The organism is Chryseobacterium sp. 22458 (genome assembly GCF_052044975.1).
In the GTDB taxonomy this organism is placed as follows: Bacteria; Bacteroidota; Bacteroidia; order Flavobacteriales; family Weeksellaceae; genus Chryseobacterium.
Map to the genome: position 1 here is coordinate 31,172 of NZ_JBQEOA010000003.1, position 19,708 is coordinate 50,879.

Below are 19,708 nucleotides of genomic sequence, written 5' to 3' on the forward strand. Positions count from 1 at the left end.
GTATTTTTGCGCCAAATTTACAAAACTATATGTTAACAGTATCTAACTTATCTTTACAATTCGGGAAAAGAGTTCTTTTTGACGAGGTAAATATTATGTTTACCAAAGGAAACTGCTACGGAATTATCGGAGCAAACGGAGCGGGAAAGTCCACATTCCTTAAAATATTAACAGGAAAGCAGGATCCGACAACAGGTAACGTATCTCTGGAACCAGGGAAAAGAATGTCAGTTTTGGAGCAGGATCACTTTGCTTATGATCAGTATACTGTTCTTGAAGCTGTTTTAAGAGGTAATAAGAGATTATTTGAGATAAAAGAGGAAATGGATGCGTTATACGCAAAAGAAGATTTCTCTGATGAAGACGGGATTAAAGCCGGTGAACTAGGTGTAATCTATGACGAAATGGGAGGATGGACTGCAGAATCTGATGCACAGACCATGCTTTCAAACGTAGGTATTTCTGATGACATGCACTGGCAGCTGATGAGTGAGCTTGAGAACAAGGACAAAGTAAAAGTTCTTTTGGCACAGGCACTTTTCGGAAATCCTGACGTATTGATTCTGGATGAGCCTACCAACGACCTTGATATTGACACAATCTCTTGGCTGGAGGATTTCCTTGCTGATTATGAAAATACCGTAATCGTAGTATCTCACGACCGTCACTTCCTTGATACAGTTTGTACGCACATTGGAGACCTTGATTACTCTAAGCTTAACCTTTATACAGGTAACTACTCTTTCTGGTATCAGGCTTCCCAGCTGGCAACAAGACAGAGAGCTCAGGCTAATAAAAAAGCTGAAGAGAAGAAAAAAGAACTTCAGGACTTTATTGCTAGATTCAGCTCAAACGTAGCGAAAGCTAAGCAGGCTACTGCAAGAAAGAAAATGATCGACAAATTAAACATTGACGATATCAAACCTTCTTCAAGAAGATATCCTGCCATCATTTTTGAAATGGAAAGAGAGGCAGGAGATCAGATTCTTGATGTAAAAGGTCTTGAGAAAACAAAAGATGGCGAATTATTATTCTCTAATATCGACTTAAATCTTAAAAAGGGAGATAAAGTAGCAGTACTTTCTAAAAACTCTTTAGCGATTACGGAATTCTTCGAAATTTTAGCTGGAAACGTTGAAGCAGACAAAGGATCTGTTGCCTGGGGTGTTACAACAACTCAATCTCACATGCCACTGGATAACACAAAGTTCTTCCAGGAAGACCAAAGTCTTGTAGACTGGCTGAGACAATTCACTAAAAATGATGAAGAGCGTCACGAAGAATTTGTAAGAGGATTCTTAGGAAGAATGCTATTCTCTGGTGATGAAGCGCTAAAGTCTTGTAAAGTACTTTCCGGAGGTGAAAAAATGAGATGTATGTTCAGTAGAATGATGCTTCAGAAAGCTAACGTTCTTTTATTAGATGAACCTACCAACCACTTAGATCTTGAAAGTATCACGACACTGAACAACTCACTGTCTAACTTCAAAGGAAATATTTTACTGGCATCTCATGACCACGAAATGCTATCAACAGTCTGTAACAGGATCATCGAACTGACTCCTACCGGAATCATCGACAGAGAAATGACTTATGACGAATACCTTGCTGATAAAAAGGTAAAAGAATTAAGAGAAAAAATGTATTCTTAATCACTGAAGCTTTTATTTATAAAACAAATAGCTACTCTTTTCAGAGTAGCTATTTTCATAAAAACACTTAAATAAGCTTATTAATTTTTAATAAACTTATGACGAGAGAATGTTCCGTCAATACTTTTGAAAGAAAGGATATACACCCCTTTGATTAACTGAGAAACATCTATTTTCTGATCAATTTTATCGGATGATAAGACTAGCTTACCTGAAACGTCAAATATTTTAGCTTCTGTAATTTTCTTTTTGCTTCTTATCTGTAAATAGTCTGATGTCGGATTAGGATATACATCCACATTATTATTCTGAAATTCACTATCCTGAGTACTTAAATTAGATTGTGTAACTGAAATATCATCCAACATAATCGTTCCTGACATATTAACATTAGCAGCCGGGGTATAATTTTGAAATCCGAAATAATAAACACCTGTAGATATGGGAGTAACGGTAAATGTTGCTGTTGTTGCTGATGTTACATTCACGTCAGGGTAGTCAGCAATAATATTGACCATAGATGTATCAACAGGTGATTCACCATATGCCACCTTTAAGCTTTGCGGGCTTTGATAATTAGCATAAATAAAGCTGAGTGTATAGCTTGTTCCTGCCTGCAGATTAATACCTTGCGTATAAAACCAAGCATCAGAATCAGCCATGCTATACATACTGCAAAAAATGCCATTAGAATCAAATCCCGGAACAACACCAGTAAGGTCAGACACACTCCATCCTCCAAAGAAGCCCGTTGACTGCATTGAAGTACATGCAGGAATACTGTAATTATTCACCGCATTAAAATTCTCTAAATAAGGCACATCTACAGCATCACAAGCCGTTGTAAAACTAACCAAAGAACTCCAATCACTTGTGCTTCCCGCTCCGCAATTATTTCTTACCCAAACATAGTATAAAGTATTCGGAGAAAGCCCCGGAATATTTATTGATGATCCCGTAACCCCTGTAATCGTAGGTACAGTTGAATGGATTGGAGGCGTATTGTTTGTACTCCTGTAGATTTCATAAGAAGAGCTTGCTGGTACCGGACTCCATGAAATGGTAGCAGAATTTGAAGTTACATTCGATGAAGTTATATTATCCGGCGTTATACAACTGTTTGCAGCTAGATAAGAAAAACCAAACACATTCAATATCTCTGATCCTGATGAAGTTTTAGTTACTTTAACGTTTGCTATATTTTTAGTCTGATTAGCTGCACTTATTGGCAAAGTGATCTCGTACAATCGCGGGTTATATGTATCGTTTTCAATATTATCACTGATACGGCTTACTCTACCAATGCCCTTTATTGTAAAGAAACTTCCCCAGTACCAGTCACTCACAGAATTATCAACAAAAGTTTGAGATGTTCCATCTGTAAAAGTCACAAGAATATCCGCTACAGAATTTCCACTTCCTGTAGTTGCCAGTATATATAATTTAGAAGCTTTTGGAGTAGAATCAAATGATAAAGTTCCGGAATCATTTGCATTTAAAAGCCTTAAGGAATTATTAGAGCTATAAGAGCCCAATTGAAACGATAATCCTGATGTATTTTCAGAATTGATCAATCCATTATCCGGAAGCCCTGATGCAGGGCTAGCTCCTGAAGCATTGACAAAGTCTTTTGACATAAATACAAATCCATTAGCCGGATCATCTACACTTTGAGTGGTACTTGATGAAGCAGCACCTGCTCCATTTGCAATCAGGTCTTCGTTATAACCGCTTGTAACATTTAAGGTTTGATAATTCTGGGCATTGATTTTACTGCAAAGAAAAGCAGCCATAAAGCCCAACAGACAAAATGTAATTTTTTTATTCATTATTTATATTTTTATACAATACAAATATAAATTTAAAAATCAAATAAATAATATATTAACTATTATTAACATATTTAAATCAATAAAACAATATAAAAATTATATTATAATAATTAATTTTTAAAATATTCTGAATCTGATATTTTATATTTTAATGAATATTTTTTCCTCTTATTTAGATTTCTGTTATTTAAAAAAATTGCAAACTTTATTATTCTATTTTTCAAATAGTTATCTGTATTGAACAAAATACCTCAAAGCAATGCTTTGAGGTATTTTCGTTTAAACAATAAATAAAATAATTATTTTGTAAGTTTCGTTGTTGGAATAGCTACTGTTCCCGGATCTTTCCATAAACCGTCTTTTTCGGCTCTCTTTTTGATCGCCTGGGCTCTTTTTTCACTGTCCGGATGAGAATTGAACATTTTCTCAAAACCGGTCTGTGTACTTCCCTGTGAAAGCAAGGCTAATTTTTTGAAAGCAGTATATGCTCCTACCACATCATATTTGTTGGCTTTCATGAAATCATAAGAATAGGTATCTGCCTCAGATTCCTGTTTTTTGCTATGAGAAGCATCTAAGAATGCATTGGCCATTTTCCCTACCTGGCTATCATTAAGGGTAGCTACTGCTGATGACGCAGATGATGCAGCATCCAATGCCGCCGCTTTCAGATAAGCTGATTTCATGGCATCTTTGGTATCCTGATTCTTAACGTGACCGATCTCGTGACCAATTACAGCCAATAGCTCGTTATCAGTCATAATATCCATTAGAGAAGAGAATACACGAACACTTCCGTCTGCACAGGCAAAGGCGTTAATATCCTTTACTTTATACACTTTGTAATTCAGGTTCAGCCCGTCCTGAGATTTGTGCTTTCCAAAAAGTTTATTCAGTCTTACAGTATACGGATCTTTTGGTCCGGCTACAGGATTGTTTTTATCCATCCAATCTACAGATTCTTTGGATAACTTAATGGCATCTTCGTTGGTAAATGTTAAAGCTTTTGCACCATTCGAAACTATTCCGGCTGCTTTGCCAAGATTGATTTTCTGTGCATTGATCGAATGCATTGCCCCTAATAACATAAGGCATACAGTAATTTTTTTCATAATCATTTAAAATTTGGAGCACGAAGATAATTAATTTTTAACAATTATTAAGGCAAAACTTAAGTCTCGTTCTTTACGGAATGCTATTTTTTTTCCTTATTTTTGTGAACATGAGTCAAAAATGGATTTATAAGCCCGAACCCGATGAGGAAATTGTGGACGGACTAAGTTCGTCACTTGGTTTTGGTACTTTTGAATCTAAACTTCTCGTTCTAAGAGGAATTGACAATTATCAGAAGGCGAGAGAATTTTTCAAACCAAACCTTAACGATATACACAACCCGTTTTTAATGGCAGACATGCAAAAAGCCGTAGAGCGTATTGCAACAGCTATTGAAAATGGTGAAAAAATACTGGTATATGGCGATTATGATGTGGACGGAACCACAGCAGTTGCTTTGATGTACCTATACCTCAGCAAAATTGTTGAGAAAAAATACCTGGATTACTATATCCCGGACAGAAATTCTGAAGGGTACGGAATTTCTACGGAAGGAATTGATTTTGCCAAAGAAAACGGCTTTTCATTAATCATTGCCCTGGACTGTGGAATCAAGGCCATTGATATGATCAATTATGCTTCTGATCTTGGTATTGATTTCATTATCTGTGACCATCACCTTCCGGGAGAAGAAATTCCTGATGCCGCAGCAGTACTTGATCCTAAAAGAAGTGACTGCCGATACCCTTTTAAAGAGCTTTCGGGATGCGGTGTAGGCTTCAAACTCTGCCAGGGCCTGAATACCATCTATAAAATTCCGGAAGCGGAATTGTTTGAACTTACAGATCTTCTTGCCATTTCGATTGCAGCCGATATTGTCTCCATGACAGGAGAAAACAGGGTTCTGGCCAAAATGGGATTAAAAACGCTCAGAAAGACCAGAAATCTTGGATTGCGATTATTGATTCCTGAGGATAAACTTTCTCATTTTGAAATTTCAAATATTGTTTTTGAGATTGCCCCAAAAATCAACGCTGCCGGAAGAATTTCACACGGTAAAGCTGCTGTAGAGCTTATGGTTTCTGACAACCTGAAGCATGCCAACCAGATCGTGAATGACATCATGAACCTCAACGATGAAAGACGTGAGCTGGATATGAATTCTACCCTTTCTGCTTTAAACCAGATCATAGAATCCCAGCAGGAAACCAAACATACCACTATCGTTTACCACCCTGAATGGAATAAAGGAGTCATTGGTATTGTAGCTTCCAGATTGATTGAAACTTACTATAAGCCTACTCTTGTATTTACTGATGGTAATAACGGAGAAATGGTGGCTTCTGCAAGATCGGTTTCTGATTTTGACGTACATGAAGCGCTTGATATGTGTTCGGAATACTTCCTTAAATTCGGGGGACATCATGCTGCGGCAGGACTTTCAATGGAGAAAGAGAAGTTTGCGGCGTTCAAAGAAAAGTTTGAGAAAATTGTTTCTGAAAAAATTAAGGAACATCAGAAGGAACCGTCTATCAGTATTGATACTGAAATCAGCATTGATGAAATCAACAGGGAGTTTATCAACTTCCACAGAAAGCTGGCTCCTTTCGGACCTCATAATATGAAACCTATCTTCACATTGACTAATCAGAAGCTTTCCGGCTATGTAAAAACAATGGGAAAGGACAACAATCACCTGAAATTTTATATCAAACAGGAATCTACGGGAAGAAATATAGAATGTGTCGGCTTCAAGCTGGGGCAATTTGTTGAAGATTTTAAAAATAAAAATTTCGATCTGGCATTCACCCTTGAGGAAAATCACTGGAAAGGCAATGTAACGCATTATCTCAATATCAAAGATGTGAAATTCAGGGAGTAAAAAGCTTGCAGGATTTAGGTAAATAAATTTAAAATTCCTTACACCTAATAACCTTATTTTTATACCCTAAACTGTTGTCACCTGTTATCTGCTACCTACTATTAACAAAAAATGAAAAAAATCGGTTTATTTTTTGGGTCTTTCAACCCTATTCATATCGGGCATCTTATTCTGGCCAATTATATTCTGGAAAATTCCGATATGGATGAACTTTGGTTTGTAGTAAGCCCGCAAAACCCTTTTAAGGATAAAAAATCTTTGCTGAAAGACCATAACAGGCTTGATATGGTGCAGCTTGCCGTAAAGAACTATCCTAATATGAGGGCTTCGAATGTAGAATTTTCTTTACCGAAACCCAGTTATACGATCGACACCCTTACCTACCTTCATGAAAAACATCCGGACTATTCTTTCAGCCTGATCATGGGTAAAGATAACCTGGATAGTCTTCACAAGTGGAAAAACTCTGATATTCTGATCGAAAATCACCATATCATTGTGTATCCCAGAGTTTTTGAAGGAGAAAAAAAGGATTCCGAATATTTACAGCATGACAATATTTCCCTGATCAAGGCTCCTGTAATAGAACTTTCTGCTACAGAGATCCGCAATATGATAAAAGAAGGTAAGAATGTAAGACCTATGCTGCCTCCAGAGGTTTTTGACTATTTGGACGGAAGCAGTTTTTACAAGTAGCAGGAGCTCTTTTAATGTGAATGTTGATCCTGATTCTCAAAAACACCATTCAGTTACTGTTGTTACATTAATGTTGGATGAAAAAGGCAATCCTTTAAAGGAAGCTGAATTTCAACACAACATTTACCCTGAGAATAACAGAAAATATATTCCTTATTTTGAAAAAGAGCTTAAAAAGTTTATAAAAACCACTAAATTTGCCCCTGCAAACTACAGAGGCTATCCGATAAAGTGTGAGACCTCATTTTTTATACATTATAAATAGTTATTCATGAACTTCATCGAAAAATTTTTCTCAAAATATCCTCAGGAAAAAATCATCAGATGGTTTAAGCAAATTTGTCTTGCAGAAGCTATTTCTTGTGTATTACTCTATTGTGTGGCCATGATCTGGATCCGGTATGATGAGAATCTTTATTCTATTATTTTCATCAGCGTTATTGGTAGTTTACACGGCTTATTTTTTACACTTTATCTTTTACTCTGTCTACCTGCCAGAAAAATTTATCATTGGGATGATGAAGATTTTGTGTTTGCTTTACTCGCTGCATTTTTTCCTTTTGCAACGGTTTGGGTAGATAAAAAACTGGCTCAATTCGACAGAGAATAAAATTATTTTTCATAAAATTTCAAGTTTTGCTGTAACAAAATTATTGTTACAGTTGTCTTATTATACAGAAAGTTCAGACAATCATTTTTTTAATATGAATTTTTATTAACTGAAAATCAGAATGTTATATTTATTTAAAAATATTTTTAAGTACTTTGTATTGCATGATACTAAATTTATTACATATCTTTGTAATGTTAAATAACAAACCATACAAGCTATTAATTAAAAAATAATAATCATGAAAACTCAAATTTTTATTGCAGCCCTATTTTTCAGCGGACTTGTTGCAGCTCAGAAAAAAGACAGTTTGAAGGTTAACAGCATTGAGGCTGTCAATATTAAGAAACAGGTTTTCAAAAAGCAGGGTGACCGCCTGGTGTATGATGTGGCAGCTTCTCCTATTGCCAAAGGAACCAATACATTCAACCTTTTGAAGCAGACCCCGATGATTTCCAGCATCGATGGAAAAACACTGAAGATTTTAGGAAAATCTGATGCTATCATTTACATCAACAACAAGAAAACCAATATGGATTCTGAGGCATTGATCGAAATGCTGAAATCTACTCCGTCAGAGGATATCCAGAAAATAGAAGTGATTACGGTTCCCGGAAGTGAGTTCCAGGTAGAATCTAAGGAAGGGGTTATCAATATTGTCATGAAGAAAAACAAGAATAACGGCTATAACGGAACTATGAAAATGCAGAATGAGCAGGGTTATTACAACAACCCTAATGCGGGAGGTTCTTTCAATTTCAGGCAGGGAAAATGGTCCGGGAATTCTAATTTCAGAATGGGCAGCTGGACGGAAAGACAAAAGTATACGCTGTCTAACGGAGATCCTACTTTCAGAAATGAGTCTTACGGGTCTAATGATGATCCGAATAAAAATTTCGGCGGCGGCTTCAATATTGATTATGAGATCAGCAAGAAACAAAGTCTGGGGCTGTCTTATAATATGAGATACAACAAGAGCTTCAACTCTGTTCTGGATATGACAAACTGGCAAAACGGACAGCTATCTAACAGAACTGTAAATCACGAGGATGCCCAAACCAGAAATCACTCATTCAATTTAAATTATGAAATAAAAACGGATTCTATCGGCAGTAAACTGACCTCTAATGTTTCTTATCTATGGTTTAACAGGGACAAGGTAAGCTTTAACGAAAGTTTTCCTTTGAACAATGACAAGAATAACAAGTATTCTGCCCTGCATCAATCAGTACCACAGATCATTAACAATTACGCAGCCAATATCGATTATCTGAAAAAAACGTCAAAAGGGGCAACATGGCTCATGGGAATCAGTTATAATCACACCAATACCGATAACGATACCAGACAGGATGTATTACAGAACGGGGGTTTTGTACCGGATTCCAAACAGACGAATCATTTCATTTACAAGGAAAATATTTTAGGGATCTATTTGAACTACGAAAGAAAATTATCTGAAAAGTTATCCGGAAAAATAGGCGCCCGCTATGAAATGACAAGAAGTACAGGAGATATTCTGGGGAAAACGGGTTTTGAAAGAAATTATAATAACCTGTTGCCTTACCTGAACCTTAACTATGCCATCAATTCTGATCACAACCTGAGCTATACTTTTTCCAGCAGAATCAGAAGACCGAGATTCTGGGAGCTGAATCCGTCCAGAACGTATTTCACTCCTGACAATTATACACAGAATAATCCATTTGTACTGGCTGCCAAATTTTATAATCAGGAATTGAACTATATGTACAAGAATGCTTTCTATGCCAATCTTAGTTTTAATATGGTAGAAGATGCTGCTGCTTCTGACCTGCTTCCTCTACAGGGTATTTTAACCAAGCCTAAAAGAGATGAAAATGGTAATATTATCTACAATCAGCAAGGAAATATGATCATGGAAAAAACGAGGTTCCTGAGATATATAAGAACCAATTATGGTAAGAACAGGGAAATCAATTTAACACTTGGAATGAATAAATCCTGGTTTAACGATATATGGACGACCAATTATTCTATGAATCTGAGCTATAATACCTTTACAGGAGGAGTTTGGCAGGACCCAACTTCCCAGCTAGGGCCATACGAAACAGAGGAACTTGAACCTTATATTGTAGATGTTAAAAACTACAATATGTCTGTAACCATCAATAATATTATACGTCTCTCTTCCAAAAAAGACTGGTTTTTAGGGGTTAATTATTTCTTCGGAAGTAAAGTGGCTATGGAAGGAGGCACCATAGGATCAAGACAAAGCTTCGATCTCAGCCTGAAAAAAATTCTTGGTGACTGGACTGTTGTAGCAGAGGTCAACGACATGTTTAATCAAAGTTTTTACAGAGTTGAAGGAATACAGCCTAACGGGAAATATAATAATATTACCAACTTCAATTATCCAAGGCTAATAAGCATCGGGGTTACATACAATTTCGGAAATCAGAAACTGAAAAAAGCAAGGGAGATGAAATCAGCCAATGACGCTGTAAAATCAAGAACCTGATCTATAAAAACTTATCACATCAACCACTCTCAAATACCATAAAAATGAAACGCACTCTCTTATCCATAGCCTTAATTTTCGGGACTTTTGCCTTTGCCCAGGAAAAGAAATCCGATACGGTAAAAACAAAAAGCATAGAAGGCATCACTCTTACCAAACAGGTCTTTAAAAAACAAAGCGACCGTTTTGTATATGATGTTGCAGCCTCTCCTGTTGCCAAAGGAAACACAACTTTTGATCTCCTGAAGCAGACCCCATTATTGTCATCTACGGATGATAAGACATTGAAAATCGCAGGAAAAAACAATGCCCTGATCTACATCAATGGCAGAAAAAGCAATATGGATGCTGAATCTCTGGTTCAGTTCCTGAAAAATACTCCGGCTGAGAATATTCAGAAAATTGAAGTCATTACCGTTCCGGGAAGTGAATTTCAGGTAGAATCATCTGACGGAATCATCAATATCGTTTTAAAGAAAAAAATGAGTGACGGTCTCAACGGAAATATGAGAATGTCTAATACCACCAATAAATACAACGGAAGCCAGGCCAGCTTCTCTGCCAACTACAGAAAAGGGAAACTGGGTGTAAGTGCCAGCCTTAGCGGAGGAGAGAACATTGAGGCTCAGACCTATACTTTAAGAAACGGAACCGCCAGCACTTCTAACGAATCTACAGGAGACATTGATGATCCGAACAAAAACATCGGGGGTTATCTGAACATCGACTATCAACTGAATGATAACAGCAATCTTGCTCTGTCCTGGAACACATGGGCCAATAAAAGCTATAATTCAACAGTCAATCTTTTTAATACGATCAAAGATGATGACGGCACAAGATATACCTGGTCTAAAAACAGGGAAGATGCAAGGTCTTATAACAATTCACTGAATTTAAATTATGAGCTGAAAACAGATTCATTGGGCAGTAAATTGAATTTAAATGCGGCCTACCTTAATTACAGAAGATTCCAGTTTACAGATAACAAAACTTTTATTTCTGATGCTAATATGGGCATAGGAAAGAACTCTACACAGGTGATTCAGAATCTGCCACAGATTATCAACAATTTCTCCGGAATGGCTGATTATATTCAGAAATTTAAAAATGACCTGACTATTTCCGTAGGAGGAAACTACAACAAAACCAAAACAGACAACGATTCTAAAAACATCACTTATTTTTTTGATCCTGCAAAAGATCCGGATCCAAGGCCCAACCATTTTATCTATGATGAAAACATTTACGGTTTCTATGTAACGGCAGAGAAAAAATTCTCGGATAAAATTTCCGGAAAAATAGGTGCCAGATACGAAATTACCAATAGTCTGGGAACTTCAGACAACGCTCCTACTGATGCATTGAAAAGGATTGAAAGAAATTATAAAAATATACTTCCTTATCTGAGCTTCAACTATGCCATCAATGATAAAAATAATATTTCGTATTCCTTTTCAAGCAGAATGAGAAGACCCAGCTTCTGGGAACTGAATCCGGTGAAAAATATCCTTACCGATGATAATTATACCCAGAACAACCCATTTGTAAAAGCATCTTCCACTTACAACCAGGAGCTGACCTATATGTATAAAAACTCTTATTTCCTTATTCTGAACCATTCTTACATTCAGGATGCCATTACCCAGGTTCCGCTGCAGGGATATCCTGTGTCACCCGACGGCACTGTAGGTGAAAATCCTGTTCTCAGATACATCAGAACCAATTTCGGAAATAAGCAGGAAATGTCTGCAATGGTAGGAATTCAAAAGTCTTTCTTTAAACAATACTGGACAACCAACTTCAATATCGGGATTCAGCATAACATCAATAACGGAAGTCTTGATACTGACCCTACTACCGGCGACCGTTTCAAAAACAGGGAAGGTGAATATATCGTCTATACCAACAAAACGAATTCCACCAGTCTCCTGATCCAGACCAACAATACCATCCGCCTGGATAAAGCCAAAACCTGGTTCTTCGGTCTTAATTATTTCTTTGTAGACCGTCAGCAGATTGAGCTTGGTTCACTGAAAAACCTGATGAGCCTGGATCTTAGTATAAAGAAACTCTGGAACGACTGGACCTTTGCTGTGAATGTGAATGATATTTTAAATACCAATATCGTGAAAATTGAAGATTATCAGGCTAACGGAAACTATAATTACATTCATCAGAACCGTTACAACAGAAGCGTAACAGTAAGCCTTACCTATAATTTCGGAAACAAAAAAGTGAAAAAGGTAAGAGACATTGAAGGGGCGTCAGATTCTATTAAGAGCAGAACCAGATAAAATATATCTTTCTTCATATTCAATTAATTATTTTGTATAACCCGTTGATTTTTCATCGGGTTTTTTATCTTTAATGCATGAAAGGATCAACCGCTATATTTGCATTTCTGACTTTATTTCTTCTGTTGATCAGCTGCAAAGATAAAAAGGTCAGCTTCGGAGAGCATATCAGTTTTAATAAAGAGACTGACCTCTCTTACGGACCTGATTCTGATCAGGTGATGGACCTATATATTCCCCACAAAAAAGGAGATACCACAAGAGAAGCCTTCATCGTAATCCACGGTGGTGGTTGGCGTGCCGGAAACAAATCTCAATTGACTTTCTTTACCCTTTCCCTGATGAAAAAGTTCCCGGAGCATATTTTTGTGAATATGAATTACAGACTCGCTTCGGAAACGAATTATGCATTACCCAACCAACTTTATGATATTCGGGAGGTTTCTCAGCTTTTAACGAAAAAATTAGGCTATAGTCCAAGGCTGATTTTATTGGGAAACAGTGCCGGGGGGCATTTATCAATGCTGTATGCTTATCATTCCGATCCTCTGAAAAAGGTTAAAGCAGTCATTAATATCGTAGGACCTGCAGATCTCTCTGATCAGAGTTTCAGAAATTACCAGGAATATTCTTTTGTAGAAAGAAGGCTTGTAGATCCCCGTGTCCCGGAGCCCGGAATTTCCCGGATAGATTTTGCCAGCCCTATCCGCTGGATTGATCACACATCACCTCCTACTTTGTCCTACTACGGAACAACGGACCGTGTTATCCCCTTTACACAAGGTAAAATTCTGGATTCTGTCTTAACCCAAAATAATGTTATGCATGAAAGCTACTCCTTTAATGGTGGCCACCTGGACTGGGACCAGTCTCCGAATGACGCTTTCCTGATTGACAAAATAGACCTTTTCCTTAAACATATTGATAAGAAATAAATGCTTTGGAGGTAAGCAGAAACAAGAGGCAGGAAGTTATTATAAACTCTCATTTCAATCGTAATTATAGATTAAAAAATCATATAAACTTGTAATAGTTATACCTTTCACTCAAAGTACTTCCTACTTCCGGCCTCCAGCTTCCTGACCTTATTCAGATTTCACAATTTCAGTTTTCTCAGACACTCCGTTAGCATTGAAAGCTTCAATCTGGAAATAATAGGCATCCGTTCTGTCTGCACCTGTAAAGAAATATTCATTCTTACCGTATACCATAATGCTGCCGTACATTTTGTCAGGCGATTTTCCCCAGTAGATCACATAACCGTCAGCTTCCGGGTTCTGCTGCCATTTCATCCAGATACTTCTTCTTTCACCATATTTTTTAGGATCAGATCTCAACGGAACAAATCCCTGTACTTTTCCTGGTTTTTCTCCTGCTCCCTTTCCAAATACCCTGAAACCGCTCAGAGCAAATTTTCCGGTAGGCATTTTAAGATTTTCCATTTTAAGGAATCTTGCTTTTGCAGGTTTTTCCAGTTCAACATAATCGTGGGGAACATCTTTTGTATTTTTGCTTTTATCAACAATAACGTTCCATCTTTTGCCGTCATTGGATCCGTAAATCTTATACTGATGCATCTTCCCTGAGGTTTTCCCCATAAACTCGGCATCCTGATCAGCATAATTGATCTGAATGGCATTAATGGCAGAAACTTCACCAAGATCTGTCTGAAACCATTCCCCGGAATTTCCGGTTTTAGCACTCCAATAGGTTTTAATATCTTCATCTACGGCATAATTAGGCTGATATCCTCCCAAAGTGGATGACACCTGAACCGGTTTGTTGTAATTCAGCAGCATCCATCCGGCAAAAAGCCCTTTTGTAAAATCTTTTCCCTGAGCATACTGAGGAAGGTAAGTCGGATAATCACCATAGGCCGTATTGCAGTACATTACATCATCTTTATCAAAGCCTGCAGGCCAGATTCCCAGCCTTCTTTCAAAATTATTTTTAGTGGAAATAAAAATGGTTGAAACATGCCACCAGTTTTTGTAATTGTCTTCAAAAGTGGCTCCGTGCCCTGCCCCTCTGGCAAAACCTCCCGGCTTATAGGAAAAAGGGTTGTGCTGCTGATACTCGAAGCCTTCCAACGGACTTTTACTCACATATACTCCATCAGAATATCCGCTGAATTCCGTTGCCGGGGCTCCATACTGCATATAATATTTTCCGTTATGCTTAGTCATCCAGGCACCTTCCACAAAAGGCTGAAGAAAAACATTGTCATTATACTCCCCGAAACGTTCCCAGCCATGATCTTCTGGCTTTAGCTTGATGATTGGTTTTACAAATCCTTCGGACTGAAGGTTTTTAACTTTCACTTCTGTTCCCAGTAACGGCCATTCATTACTGGATCCCCAGTACAGGTACAGTTTATTTTTATTTTCATCGTAATGAAATGCGGGATCCCATGCGCCAACTTTCAAGGTGTCCACCGCTATTTTCCAGTCGTCTTTAGTAGGATTGGTGCTCTTCCAGATCGGGAAATCCTGTTCCCATGTGGAGCCATAAACATACAGGGTATCTTTCATTGCCCATACCGCCGGAGCATTCAGATCGTGAATGTATTTATTGTCTCTGAGAAATTTTCTTTTAACGAACTTCCAGTCGAGCATATCATCGCTATACCAGTATCCTTCCTGGTTGGTAGAAAAAAGAAAGAGTTTATCTTTAAAATTGACAATTACCGGATCGGCTGTAGCCCGGTGTTTTCCCTGTTTGGAAAAGGCTTCAAAAGGGGTATAACCGTAATCGACATTGATAGGATTACAGAATGTTTTCTGCTGTCCGTTTGCCCATATTCCCAGGAAAATGGCTAATGATAAAAGGTATTGTCTCATTTTTAGATTTTTAACATTCAGGACAAAGTTAACTAACTTTTTTCGGTTTTCTCCAGATAAAACCGTCCAGAAGGTAATGGGTAAGCTGTGGGACCACCAATAAAGGAATTAGGAACTGAAGTATTGTTTCCGGCACAGTAAAATCCAGTGAAAAATGTTCATTCCAGACCAGGGTTTCCCATAAGAACTCTTCAAGCAGGGCAAAACACAGGATCACTCCGATAAACAGGAATATTCCCATGGCAGATTTAAAAATAAGCAATCTGTCCAGCTGATGATTTTCTTTCTGCCTGATCTCCCGGATATAGATCAGTGCAACGTAAGGAATCCCATGTGAGACGACATTCAGAAAGGTAAAAAGAAGGTCATTATTAAAGTAAACAATTCCAAAATACCAGGAAAGGAATGTTCCGGTGATTAGGGATGTTTTAGGGATGTTCAGCTGTTTTGTTTTAAAAGTTTCATCAGCTGTTTTTGCGATCCAGATGATCAGTATGGCAAAGTACAGCGGTGTAGCAATACGCAGGTAATCCGGAAGGTTCTGAAGCCAGTTAAATTCATTGCTGACAAACCATGTAAAGGCTCTCGGGGTTTTAAACCAATACAACATGGGATAAATTGTAGCGGTGTAAACGGCCACCTCATCAATCCTCTTTCTCCAGTTATTCGGTTCAAAGCGTGCATAGATCCGCATAAAACCATACTGCTGACGTATGAAATGGAATACAGCAATCAATGCCAGTACTGACCAGAAAGTGAGCCCTCCCAACTGGAATAAAGCAATCCCAAGTCCCCAGCTCAATAAAGGAATTCCGATATATAAAAGTTTTCTCTTCTGTACTTCTCCTTTTACAAAATACGTTTTGAACAGTGTAGAATAAACATGGGCTACATCTACAAATACAATGAGGAAAAGCCATGTATAAAAAGAATAGCTGTTTTCAAGTGCCTGAATCTGCTTCTGAAAGATGAAAATGATCAGCAATACCAGAAAAGGCGGAGATAATATAAACCACCAGTCTGTTTTCGCATTATGTATCCAAGGCTGTTTCATTTCTATGATATCATTTGTGCCGCCGTTCTGGCTCCCTGATAAAAGGCTTCTTCAAAAATAGATATTCCTGAGAGATCAGAATGGGCAAAAAATATTTTATTGCCAATAGTTTCTTTGGCTGTTTGAGCTGCTTTTCCAAAAATCTGTCCGGGAACCGGAGCGATCATGGCATGCCCTATTTTATGGAACTGCATTTCCAGGATAAAGTCTTCTATCAACGGGTGGGCTTTCTTCAGATCTTCTAAAACTAAAGTTTTCAGTTCAGCTTCTTTCATTGCATAGAGTCCTTTCCTTGCCTTTTTACAATCTGCTGTAGAAAAGCTTTTGTAGTAAGTAATCACCTTTTCACCAAGGATCTGGTTGATGTTCTGATGCTGATCATAAATATATCCCAAACCCGAAGAACCATAGATCACATTATCCCAGGCCAGTTCTTCATCGCCCCCGAATTCATTCCGAAGCGTAATAGTCGTAAGAAGCCAGGGAACATAATGAAATGATGATGCTTTTTTATTATCAAAGATTCTTTCATTCACAAACTGTGGTGTAGCAAACAAGACTTTCTCTGCGATGATCTTCTTTGTTTTTTCCGAAGAATTATCAAAGCTCAATACTTCAACTTTATCATTGATTTTTACATCAAAGACCAGATGTCCGGATAAATGCTTTTCCTCTGTGTATTTTAAAAAATGCCGGGTCAGTCTGGCGTTTCCTTCCGGCCATGTGAATACCTGATCTTTATAGTTTTTGCTCCAGTTATTCTTCCTTCCTGCAAAGTAATGGATTCCCGCCCAGGCTGAAACATAGTCTATTCCCAATCCGTAATCGTCCCTGCAGGAGTAATCCAATAGCCACAACAACTCTTCCGACTGGAAATGCTGTTGTTTAAGCCAATCTCTGAAAAGAATATTTTCTAATTGTACCACCTCATTTTCCTTACTGGAATCATGCACGGGAATGGCAAACCAATATTTCCCTTCAGTGTCTTTTCTGATGCGGAACTCATCCATCATTTTGAAAAAACGGGTAAGTTCGTCCTGGGTAGCAGCTGAAATTCCTTTTTGTGGAACCACATCATTCTGCCATGAATTTTTGAAGAACAGTCTCTCCTGCTGTGGAAAGGTCATCTGGTATTCATCCAGAACAGGCTCTCCGTTCTCTTCTGTTCCGAGACAAATTCCGCCTTCTTTCAGGAATTCTATGATTTCTGTATTTTCTTTATTGGGTAATGGTAAATAGTGAGCTCCCAGAGGGAATTTTGAGAATGTATTCTGCCCATTGGAAGAGTTTCCACCCAAATGGTTTTCCATTTCCAAAAGCAGATAATCTTTCTCATGATTCTGATTAAAGAATCTGCAGGCAGAAAGTCCAGAAATCCCACCGCCTACAACGAGATATTTTGTGTGGATAACTTCTGAAAACTGTGGAAAGTCTTTTGCCCACAGCTTGTGTCCCAATACGTGATCGGTTCCTGTAATTTTAAGCAGTAAGGATTTTACCTTCTTTCCGCAATACTGCAGAAAAGGGATTATAAGGCTACCTAAAAATATAGTTTTAAGGAAATCCTTTCTACTGTACCTTGCCCCACTCTTCATCAAAATAACGGACTAATATCTGGTTATCCAGACGGTTAACTTCTACATCTTTCACCTTCATATCTTTGTTGAAATAAGACATCTGTGGAAAGTTGTAATCATAGTACTTTAAGTCGGGAAGCCTTCTGTAAATTCTGTTATTGACAGGTTCAAATGAAGCCATTGAGAATCCCCATTCCCCAAATGAGGGTACATAGGTATGATAGGCTGCCGTGAAGGGAAAGATCTGATTGATCGTTTTTTCTATACACCAGAAAGATTTGGGTGCAAAGTATGGTGAAGTAGTCTGAACCACAATTTTGGTATCAAGAGTAGCAAGTCTCTCAAGTTCTTTATAAAACTGTAAGGAATATAGTTTTCCTAAGCTGTAATTGGACGGGTCAGGAAAGTCTATGATGATGACATCAAACTTCTTTTTGTTCCCTTTTACCCAAATGTAAGCATCTTTATTGATTACTTCCACTTTGGGATCAGAAAAAGAATTTTGGTTCAGCCTGCGCATCGTTTCATTGTTCTTAAAAAACTGAGTCATTTCACCATCAAGGTCTACAAGGGTAATTTTTTTGACGTCTTTGTATTTCAATACTTCTCTTGCAGCAAAACCATCTCCACCTCCAAGGATCAGGATCTGATCAATATTTTTGGCCATAGACATTGCCGGATGTACCAAAGCTTCATGGTAACGGTATTCATCTGTGGATGAAAACTGTAAGTTGTTATTTAAATATAAACGGAATTCATGGGTATTCCTTGTCAATACAATTCTTTGGTAAGGTGAACTTTTGGTAAACACTACATTTTCGCCATATAGCTTCTCTTCTGAATAAGACAAAATCCTATCTGAAAAGAAGAAAAGCCCCAACAAAAAGGCAAATGCACCAATTGATTTCACTTTTAGAGAAAGCGGTTTCGACAGTTCTTTAGTAAGGTAATAGCAAAGAAATATGGCAATAGAAACATTGATCAGTCCAAAAAACAATGGTGTTTTTACGATGCCCAGTTTCGGAATCAAAACCAGCGGAAAAAGAATTGATGCCAGTAAAGCACCGATATAATCGAATGCAAAGACATTTGAAACTAAATCTTTAAACTGTACCCTGTCTTTCAGAATATTCATCAGAAGCGGAATTTCCACCCCTACCAGACATCCGGTAAAAAAGACAAAAAGATACAGAACGCTTTCAAAATGTGCTAAGGTATTGAAGAGAATAAAAAGAACCACAGAACTGATTCCGCCTACTATTCCAACCAGGATCTCAATCTCAACGAATTTATCGATGAGGTTTCCTTTAATGAATTTCGCCAGATAGGAACCTACTCCCATCGAAAATAAATAAACACCGATAATGAAAGAAAACTGCTTTACAGAATCTCCCAGAAGGTAGCTTGCCAGTGCTCCCGCCACCAACTCATAAATCAACCCGCATGTAGCAATAACAAATACCGAAAACAATAAAAGCAGCTCAAGAGGGATCCTCTTTTTATCCATGAATTGCAGCGCTTATGATCATTGAAATCCCGATGATAAATGCCCCGAACACAATTGCCAGTGCAATATTTTTATTCTGGGCAATCTCGTGCCATGTTTTTTCCGGAGTGAGTTTTTCTATAACGAAATAGCATACCAGCAGAATGGCAATTCCTAAAAATGAATAAAGAACTGAATTGAATATTGGTAATAGATTGATGTTGTCCAT

General features: G+C 37.7%; 14 protein-coding genes. 7 read left to right on the forward strand and 7 right to left on the reverse strand.

Features of this window, described 5'->3' with window-relative positions:
• Positions 1-29: 29 nt before the first annotated feature.
• A complete protein-coding gene (locus ACTJJF_RS11060; protein WP_440699702.1) occupies positions 30-1,652 on the forward strand; it encodes an ABC-F family ATP-binding cassette domain-containing protein in 1,623 nt (540 codons plus the stop codon).
• A gap of 80 nt (positions 1,653-1,732) precedes the next feature.
• On the opposite strand, the gene ACTJJF_RS11065 is transcribed toward ACTJJF_RS11060, so the two are convergent.
• Together ACTJJF_RS11065 and ACTJJF_RS11070 are read right to left on the reverse strand one after the other, a co-directional pair.
• A complete protein-coding gene (locus tag ACTJJF_RS11065) occupies positions 1,733-3,481 on the reverse strand; it encodes a T9SS type A sorting domain-containing protein (RefSeq protein ID WP_440699703.1) in 1,749 nt (582 codons plus the stop codon).
• Positions 3,482-3,783: 302 nt separating this feature from the next.
• Positions 3,784-4,596: a M48 family metallopeptidase gene (locus ACTJJF_RS11070; protein WP_312299986.1), complete on the reverse strand. Its 813-nt coding sequence runs from the start codon at positions 4,594-4,596 to the stop codon at positions 3,784-3,786.
• Positions 4,597-4,706: 110 nt separating this feature from the next.
• Between ACTJJF_RS11070 and recJ the strand changes: the two genes are divergently transcribed.
• From recJ to ACTJJF_RS11100, 6 genes are all read left to right on the forward strand, one after another.
• Positions 4,707-6,419, forward strand: a complete 1,713-nt coding sequence (gene recJ / locus ACTJJF_RS11075; protein WP_440699704.1) for a single-stranded-DNA-specific exonuclease RecJ — start codon at positions 4,707-4,709, stop codon at positions 6,417-6,419.
• Positions 6,420-6,530: 111 nt separating this feature from the next.
• Positions 6,531-7,115, forward strand: coding sequence for a nicotinate (nicotinamide) nucleotide adenylyltransferase (gene nadD / locus ACTJJF_RS11080; RefSeq protein ID WP_440699705.1), 585 nt, complete (start codon positions 6,531-6,533; stop codon positions 7,113-7,115).
• 271 nt (positions 7,116-7,386) lie between these two features.
• Positions 7,387-7,725 (forward strand): DUF3817 domain-containing protein, encoded by a 339-nt coding sequence (locus ACTJJF_RS11085; protein WP_065400354.1) that lies wholly within the window; start codon positions 7,387-7,389, stop codon positions 7,723-7,725.
• Between the two features lie 241 nt (positions 7,726-7,966).
• Positions 7,967-10,225, forward strand: coding sequence for a TonB-dependent receptor domain-containing protein (locus tag ACTJJF_RS11090; protein ID WP_440699706.1), 2,259 nt, complete (start codon positions 7,967-7,969; stop codon positions 10,223-10,225).
• Positions 10,226-10,269: 44 nt separating this feature from the next.
• Positions 10,270-12,522, forward strand: coding sequence for a TonB-dependent receptor domain-containing protein (locus ACTJJF_RS11095; protein WP_440699707.1), 2,253 nt, complete (start codon positions 10,270-10,272; stop codon positions 12,520-12,522).
• Positions 12,523-12,599: 77 nt separating this feature from the next.
• The gene (locus ACTJJF_RS11100) at positions 12,600-13,457 is read left to right on the forward strand and encodes an alpha/beta hydrolase fold domain-containing protein (RefSeq protein ID WP_440699708.1); all 858 of its coding nucleotides are present in this window, start codon (positions 12,600-12,602) and stop codon (positions 13,455-13,457) included.
• A 150-nt stretch (positions 13,458-13,607) separates the two neighbouring features.
• Here the strand turns inward: ACTJJF_RS11100 and ACTJJF_RS11105 are convergent, their stop codons facing one another.
• The 5 genes from ACTJJF_RS11105 to ACTJJF_RS11125 form a co-directional block, all read right to left on the reverse strand.
• Positions 13,608-15,362 carry a discoidin domain-containing protein gene (locus ACTJJF_RS11105; protein WP_440699709.1) on the reverse strand — a complete coding sequence of 585 codons (1,755 nt, stop codon included), beginning with the start codon at positions 15,360-15,362 and terminating at the stop codon, positions 13,608-13,610.
• A 28-nt stretch (positions 15,363-15,390) separates the two neighbouring features.
• Positions 15,391-16,416, reverse strand: coding sequence for a hypothetical protein (locus ACTJJF_RS11110; protein ID WP_440699710.1), 1,026 nt, complete (start codon positions 16,414-16,416; stop codon positions 15,391-15,393).
• Positions 16,417-16,418: 2 nt separating this feature from the next.
• Entirely contained in the window at positions 16,419-17,873 is a 1,455-nt protein-coding gene (locus ACTJJF_RS11115) for an NAD(P)-binding protein (protein ID WP_440699711.1), read from the reverse strand.
• A gap of 112 nt (positions 17,874-17,985) precedes the next feature.
• A complete protein-coding gene (locus ACTJJF_RS11120; protein WP_440699712.1) occupies positions 17,986-19,500 on the reverse strand; it encodes a polyamine aminopropyltransferase in 1,515 nt (504 codons plus the stop codon).
• On the reverse strand, positions 19,493-19,708 hold the full coding sequence (locus tag ACTJJF_RS11125) for a DUF350 domain-containing protein (protein ID WP_440699713.1): 216 nt from the start codon (positions 19,706-19,708) through the stop codon (positions 19,493-19,495). The genes ACTJJF_RS11120 and ACTJJF_RS11125 overlap by 8 nt, the downstream gene beginning before the upstream one ends.

Excerpts from the sequence above, each read along its gene's own strand:
- ACTJJF_RS11060 (WP_440699702.1), top strand. The coding sequence starts at position 30 with ATGTTAACAGTATCTAACTTATCTTTACAATTCGGGAAAAGAGTTCTT.
- ACTJJF_RS11065 (WP_440699703.1), bottom strand. The coding sequence starts at position 3,481 with ATGAATAAAAAAATTACATTTTGTCTGTTGGGCTTTATGGCTGCTTTT.
- ACTJJF_RS11070 (WP_312299986.1), bottom strand. The coding sequence starts at position 4,596 with ATGAAAAAAATTACTGTATGCCTTATGTTATTAGGGGCAATGCATTCG.
- recJ (WP_440699704.1), top strand. The coding sequence starts at position 4,707 with ATGAGTCAAAAATGGATTTATAAGCCCGAACCCGATGAGGAAATTGTG.
- nadD (WP_440699705.1), top strand. The coding sequence starts at position 6,531 with ATGAAAAAAATCGGTTTATTTTTTGGGTCTTTCAACCCTATTCATATC.
- ACTJJF_RS11085 (WP_065400354.1), top strand. The coding sequence starts at position 7,387 with ATGAACTTCATCGAAAAATTTTTCTCAAAATATCCTCAGGAAAAAATC.
- ACTJJF_RS11090 (WP_440699706.1), top strand. The coding sequence starts at position 7,967 with ATGAAAACTCAAATTTTTATTGCAGCCCTATTTTTCAGCGGACTTGTT.
- ACTJJF_RS11095 (WP_440699707.1), top strand. The coding sequence starts at position 10,270 with ATGAAACGCACTCTCTTATCCATAGCCTTAATTTTCGGGACTTTTGCC.
- ACTJJF_RS11100 (WP_440699708.1), top strand. The coding sequence starts at position 12,600 with ATGAAAGGATCAACCGCTATATTTGCATTTCTGACTTTATTTCTTCTG.
- ACTJJF_RS11105 (WP_440699709.1), bottom strand. The coding sequence starts at position 15,362 with ATGAGACAATACCTTTTATCATTAGCCATTTTCCTGGGAATATGGGCA.
- ACTJJF_RS11110 (WP_440699710.1), bottom strand. The coding sequence starts at position 16,416 with ATGAAACAGCCTTGGATACATAATGCGAAAACAGACTGGTGGTTTATA.
- ACTJJF_RS11120 (WP_440699712.1), bottom strand. The coding sequence starts at position 19,500 with ATGGATAAAAAGAGGATCCCTCTTGAGCTGCTTTTATTGTTTTCGGTA.
- ACTJJF_RS11125 (WP_440699713.1), bottom strand. The coding sequence starts at position 19,708 with ATGGACAACATCAATCTATTACCAATATTCAATTCAGTTCTTTATTCA.